Source organism: Segeticoccus rhizosphaerae, assembly GCF_009192725.1.
In the GTDB taxonomy this organism is placed as follows: Bacteria; Actinomycetota; Actinomycetes; order Actinomycetales; family Dermatophilaceae; genus Segeticoccus; species Segeticoccus rhizosphaerae.
In genome coordinates, this window is the sequence record NZ_VOHR01000261.1 from 1 (window position 1) to 5,357 (window position 5,357).

Consider the following 5,357-nt stretch of genomic DNA (forward strand, 5'->3'; position numbering starts at 1 on the left):
CACCGCGGCGGGCCGGCGGCCACGCTGCTGGTTGCCGCGGTCGCTGACCGGGCGCGGGCGCGCGGTGGCCGACGGGTGCTGCTCGACGTCGTGATCGGCAACGATCGGGCGCGTCGGTTCTACGAACGGTGCGGCTTCGTCCCCACGGGGCGCACCCAGGTCGTTCCGGGGCGGGTCAGCGACCTCGAGGTCCAGATGGCGCTCGCGCTCTGAGCCGGGGCGCCGTCCGACGCCCTGGACGCATCCCGCCCCCGTCCTCGTGAGGAATCATCGTGAGGTTCGAGGCGGGTCTGCGGCCTGCTTCCTCACGATGATTCCCCACGAGCCGTCGCGTGGGGTGTGATCGGTTCCACGCACAGTTGTTGACTCTTTACCGGGTGCGGCATGGATCGGCGGGGGCGAACATGCCAGAGTGTCGTCATGAGTGAGATCAGCGTCCGTGCCCTCGGGGAAGAGGATTGGCAGGAGTACCGCGAGATCCGACTGGAGGCGCTGAAGGAGTCTCCGGAGGCGTTCGTCGCCACCCATGACGAAGAATCCGGCTACGAAGAGGACCGCTGGCGCGACCGGATGAACCGCTCCCGCCGGTTGCTGGCGCTCGTCGACGACGTCCCCACCGGGGTCGTGTCGGTCGGCCGCTCCAAGACTGGTCCGGACGTCGCGGAGCTGTTCGGCCTGTGGGTTCGGCCGGACGCACGCGGGACCGGCGTGGCTTGGCGGCTGGTCGAGGCCGGCGCCCAACAGGCCCGCGAGGACGGCCGCACCCACCTGGCCTACTGGGTGGGCACGGACAACGGCCGTGCCGTGGCCTTTGCCAGCAGCTTCGGCTTCCGCCCGACCGAGAACCGCCGCCCCATGCGGGTCCAGAGCGCGGACGGCGACGGCGAGGAGACCGAGATCGCGATGGTGCTGCCGCTCGGCTCCGACCCCGGAGCGGTGCCGAGCTCCCTCCTGCACTGAGGACGTTCAGGGGCGCGAGGCGAGTCGCTCGATCAGCTCCGTAGGGCCGCTCACGATGATCTCGTCCGGATAGGGACAAGGATCAGGGGCGCGAGGCGAGTCGCTCGATCAGCTCCGTAGGGCCGCTCACGATGATGCTGTGGTGGGCGCCCACCTTGGTGTCGGGCACGGCATGGGTGAAGGCCTCGCCGGGAGCCTTGACGCCGACCACGGTGACGCCGTACTTGCTGCGGATCTGGCTCTGGCCGAGCGTGAAGCCGACCATCTCGCGCGGTGGCGTCATCTTGACGATGGCGTAGTCGTCGTCGAACTCGATGTAGTCCCGCATCTTGCCGTTGACCAGGTGTGCCACCCGGCGCCCCGACTCGGCCTCGGGAAAGACCACCTGGTGCACGCCGATCCGCTCGAGGATGCGCGCATGCTCCGACGAGACCGCCTTGGCCCAGATCGAGGCCACCCCGGCGTCGACCAGGTTGCCGGCCGCGAGCAGTGACGACTCGACGGAGGAACCAATGCCGACCACGGCCACCGAGAAGTTCTTGACCCGGATCTGGTGCAGCGTGTGCGGGTCTGAGGCGTCCTCGGGCACCACCCGGTCGAGCTTGCCCGCGAACTTCTCCGCCCGCTCCTGGTTGCGCTCGAGGGCCAGCACCCGGTAGCCGATCCGGCTCATCTCGAGCGCGGCCGCGGCGCCGAAGCGGCCGAGGCCGATCACGAGCACTTCCTCGTTGTACAAGCGGTTCTTCGCCATGACTTCCTCTATCGGTGGAACGGCCCGGACGTCGGTGAGGCACGCTCCCACCACGTCGCGGGAGCCGCAAGCCCCCATCGTGCCCCACCCGGCGCGGCGCAGCGTGCCCGCATGTCGACGCAGGCGCGTGTGATTCCGCGGCGCACGGGTAGCGTGCCCCGCATGTCGACGCAGGCGCGCGTGATCTGGGACCCGGGCTTCACCGCCTACGACTTCGGGCCCGAGCACCCGATGAACCCGGTCCGCCTCGACCTGACGGTGCGGCTCTGCCGGGAGCTCGGGCTCCTGGACCTGCCCGGCGTCGAGGTCGTCGCCCCGAGCGGCCCCGACGACGACCAGCTGTTGACGGTGCACGACGGGGAGTACGTCGACGCCGTGCGCGCCATCTCCGCCGACCCCGCGTCGGCCGACGGGCGGTGGGGGATCGGCACCGAGGACGATCCCGCCTTCCGCGGGATGCACGAGGTCAGTGCCCGGATCGCGGCGGGCACCGTCGACGTCGCACGGGCCGTCTGGGAGGGCCGGACCGAGCACGGCGTGAACTTCTGCGGCGGACTGCACCACGCGATGCGCCGCCGCGCCTCGGGCTTTTGCATCTACAACGACGCGGCGGTGGGCATCCGGTGGTTGCTCGACCACGGCGCCGAGAAGGTCGCCTACGTCGACGTCGACGCCCACCACGGCGACGGTGTCGAACGCGCCTTCTGGGATGATCCGCGCGTCCTGACCATCTCGCTGCACGAGAGCGGGCGGGTGCTCTTCCCGGGCTCCGGCTTCCCGGGCGACATCGGAGGCCCCGACGCCCGGGGAAGCGCGGTCAACGTCGCGCTGCCGCCGGGCACCGGCGACGGCCATTGGCTGCGTGCCTTCCACGCGGTGGTCCCGGCGCTGCTGCACGCCTTCGCGCCCGACGTCCTGGTGACCCAGCAGGGCTGCGACTCGCACTACTCCGACCCGCTGGCACACCTGGCGCTGTCCGTGGACGCCCAGCGGACGTCATACGAGTCGTTGCACCGGCTCGCTCACGAGGTGTGTGACGGCAGGTGGGTGGCGCTCGGGGGCGGGGGCTACGAGCTGGTCGACGTGGTGCCCCGGGCATGGGCGCACCTGACCGCCATCGCGGCACACCAGCCGGTCGAGCTGGTGACGCCGGTGCCAGAGGGCTGGCGCGACTACGTGCAGATGCTGCTCGGCCGGCCGGGCCCGGCGCGGATGGGCGACGGCGTGGCGGAGGACGGCCGGGTCTGGTGGAAGGCGTGGGAGGTCGGCCACGACCCCGCGGACGCAGTGGACCAGGCGGTCATGGCGACCAGACACGCGGTCTTCCCGTTGCACGGACTGGATCTCTGGTTCGACTGAGGTCCACGGCTGACCTCGGTGACTCGTTTGACCTGTTGAACCTGGTTGAACCTGTTTTGACCGTTGCCTGCGGCGTGTCGGCTGGACATTGTCGAAGATTTATCCCCCACCTGCTTTCCCAACGGCCACTTCTGCCTCTATCGTGACCTCACACACCATCAGCGTGCGCAGTCAGTCGGAGGGGAAGCCGTGCTGCCTGCCACGTGGAGAGATCGAGGTAAGGCCATGGCAGACGAGCGCCAGCTCGGCGAGGTCAACTTCCTGACCGTCGCGGAGGTCGCCTCGATGATGCGGGTCTCCAAGATGACCGTCTATCGACTCGTGCACGCCGGTGACCTGCCGGCGATCCGCGTCGGACGGTCGTTCCGGGTTCCCGCAGACGCGGTGCACGACTACCTGCGGACCAGCTACATCGACACGGCCTGAGGTGCACCGGTCGCGGCGAAGCCGCGACCATCTTCGCGCGGGCGGGCGGGCCGAGGAGATCGGCCCGCCCGCCCGCGTGTTCACCGCCCCCTGGTCTCACGCAGGACCGCCAGCCTTGCGCGGTACTCCTGCTCGTCGATCTCGCCGTCCACGTAGCGCTTGCCCAGGGCGTCCTCGGCGGAGGACTGCCAGCGTCCTTGCCCGCGCCACCAGAACCGGCGCGCCACGAACCAGACGAACAGCCAGAACACCACGAACCATGCCAGGGGGATCAACGGGAACCACCAGTGGAACCCGGCGCCGTCGTGCCACATCGTCGTCAACATCGTCATGCCTCTTTCGTCGGTGAGCCGGTCCTTCGCGACCGGACACCTCGACGATGCCGACCCGGTTCCTGCGCCGTCGTCACCCCGCGGGAGGCACTCGTCCTACGTCCTGCACGGTCTGTTCGAGCAGGGCTCAGAGCCAGCCGGGGCGGATCAGGCCGCCCTCGTAGGCGAGCACCACCAGCTGCGCGCGGTCCCGGGCGCCCACCTTCACCATGGCCCGGCTGACATGGGTCTTCGCGGTGGCGGGCGACAGGAACAGCCGCCCGGCGATCTCCTCGTTGGACAACCCCTCGCCGACCAGGGCGACGACCTCGCGCTCGCGCTCGGTCAGCCGTTCCAGTGCGGCGATCCGCTCCGGGTCGGGCCGGGTGCCCGCGCGCTGTCCCACGTGGTTGATCAGCCGCCGCGTCACGCTCGGCGAGAGGGCGGCATCACCTGCGGCCACCGACCGGATGGCGGCGAGGAGGTCGACCGGCTCGGTGTCCTTGACGAGGAACCCACTGGCGCCGATCCGCATCGCCTCGAGAACGTATTCGTCCAGTTCGAAGGTCGTCAGGATGATGACGCGCACGTCGGCCAGCCCCGGGTCGGCGCAGATCTGTTCGGTGGCCTGCAGCCCGTCGGTGCCCGGCATCCGGATGTCCATGAGCACCACGTCGGGCCGCTCCTCGCGCACGAGGCGCACCGCCGCCTCCCCGTCGGACGCCTCGCCCACCACCTCCGTCGCCGGGTCGGAGTCGAGCAGCGCCCGGAGGCCGGCACGCAGCAGGGCCTGGTCGTCGGCGAGGACGACACGGACGGATGGACTCATGGTGCCTCCGAGGTGGTCTGGTCGGTGCTGCGCGGGAAGCGCGCCTCCACGGTGAAGCCGGTGGGGCGCGGCCCGGCGTCGAGCCGCCCGCCCAGGGCAGCCACGCGCTCGCGCATGCCGACGAGGCCCAACCCGATGGCAGCCCCGGGGTCGTCGGGCCGCCTAGCCTCCGGCCGGCCGTTGTCGGTGACGCGGACGCCGACGCCGCCCTCGTCATACGCGATCTCGATGCGGGCGCGCGTGGCGGACGAGTGGCGTCGCACGTTGGTCATGGCCTCCATCACCACCCGGTATGCCGCGGTGTCGACCGCGCTCGTGACGGCACCCCGCGAACCGGTCACCGCGAGGGTCCATGCGACCGGGCCCTGTTCGGTCTGCTCGACCAGGGCCGGCACGTCGAGCAGGGTGGGCGCGGGCGAGCGCGTGGCCGAGCCGGGGTCGCGCAGCGTGTCGAGCACGACGCGCACCTCCTCGAGCGCGTCGTGGCTGACCGACTTGATGGTCTGCAGGGCGGGCCGGGCGTGGTCCGGCTGCTCGTCGAGCAGGTGCAGCGCCACCCCTGCCTGGACGTTGATCAGGCTGAGTGAGTGGCCGATCACGTCGTGCAGGTCGCGGGCGATGGCGACGCGTTCGCGGGCGGCCTCCCGGTCGCGGGCCAGACCGGCCTCTCGCCGGGCAGCCGCCCAGCGCTCACGGCGACTGCGGATCACCTCCACGAGCA

Annotated in this window: 8 protein-coding genes; 4 read left to right on the forward strand and 4 right to left on the reverse strand. The window is 70.9% G+C overall.

Translation table 11 applies throughout. The annotated features are described in order from the left end of the window. Together FRW57_RS16670 and FRW57_RS16675 are read left to right on the forward strand one after the other, a co-directional pair. Positions 1 to 213: GNAT family N-acetyltransferase (locus tag FRW57_RS16670; protein ID WP_152186525.1), on the forward strand; the 213-nt coding region annotated here is incomplete at its 5' end. Positions 214 to 420: 207 nt separating this feature from the next. After that, positions 421 to 960 carry a GNAT family N-acetyltransferase gene (locus tag FRW57_RS16675; protein ID WP_137121390.1) on the forward strand — a complete coding sequence of 180 codons (540 nt, stop codon included), beginning with the start codon at positions 421 to 423 and terminating at the stop codon, positions 958 to 960. A gap of 82 nt (positions 961 to 1,042) precedes the next feature. Here the strand turns inward: FRW57_RS16675 and FRW57_RS16680 are convergent, their stop codons facing one another. Beyond that, a complete protein-coding gene (locus FRW57_RS16680; protein WP_137121391.1) occupies positions 1,043 to 1,711 on the reverse strand; it encodes a potassium channel family protein in 669 nt (222 codons plus the stop codon). A 162-nt stretch (positions 1,712 to 1,873) separates the two neighbouring features. On the opposite strand from FRW57_RS16680, the gene FRW57_RS16685 reads away from it, so the two are divergent. Beyond that, positions 1,874 to 3,070: an acetoin utilization protein AcuC gene (locus FRW57_RS16685; RefSeq protein ID WP_152186526.1), complete on the forward strand. Its 1,197-nt coding sequence runs from the start codon at positions 1,874 to 1,876 to the stop codon at positions 3,068 to 3,070. A gap of 225 nt (positions 3,071 to 3,295) precedes the next feature. Beyond that, positions 3,296 to 3,496 (forward strand): helix-turn-helix domain-containing protein, encoded by a 201-nt coding sequence (locus tag FRW57_RS16690; RefSeq protein ID WP_137121393.1) that lies wholly within the window; start codon positions 3,296 to 3,298, stop codon positions 3,494 to 3,496. An 80-nt stretch (positions 3,497 to 3,576) separates the two neighbouring features. On the opposite strand, the gene FRW57_RS16695 is transcribed toward FRW57_RS16690, so the two are convergent. The 3 genes from FRW57_RS16695 to FRW57_RS16705 all read right to left on the reverse strand — a co-directional run. Next, a complete protein-coding gene (locus FRW57_RS16695; protein ID WP_137121394.1) occupies positions 3,577 to 3,828 on the reverse strand; it encodes an SHOCT domain-containing protein in 252 nt (83 codons plus the stop codon). 127 nt (positions 3,829 to 3,955) lie between these two features. Beyond that, positions 3,956 to 4,636 (reverse strand): response regulator, encoded by a 681-nt coding sequence (locus FRW57_RS16700; protein ID WP_137121395.1) that lies wholly within the window; start codon positions 4,634 to 4,636, stop codon positions 3,956 to 3,958. Further along, positions 4,633 to 5,357, reverse strand: a 725-nt coding sequence (locus FRW57_RS16705; protein ID WP_238999468.1) for a sensor histidine kinase, incomplete at its 5' end; no start/stop codon positions are given. The genes FRW57_RS16705 and FRW57_RS16700, both read right to left, overlap by 4 nt.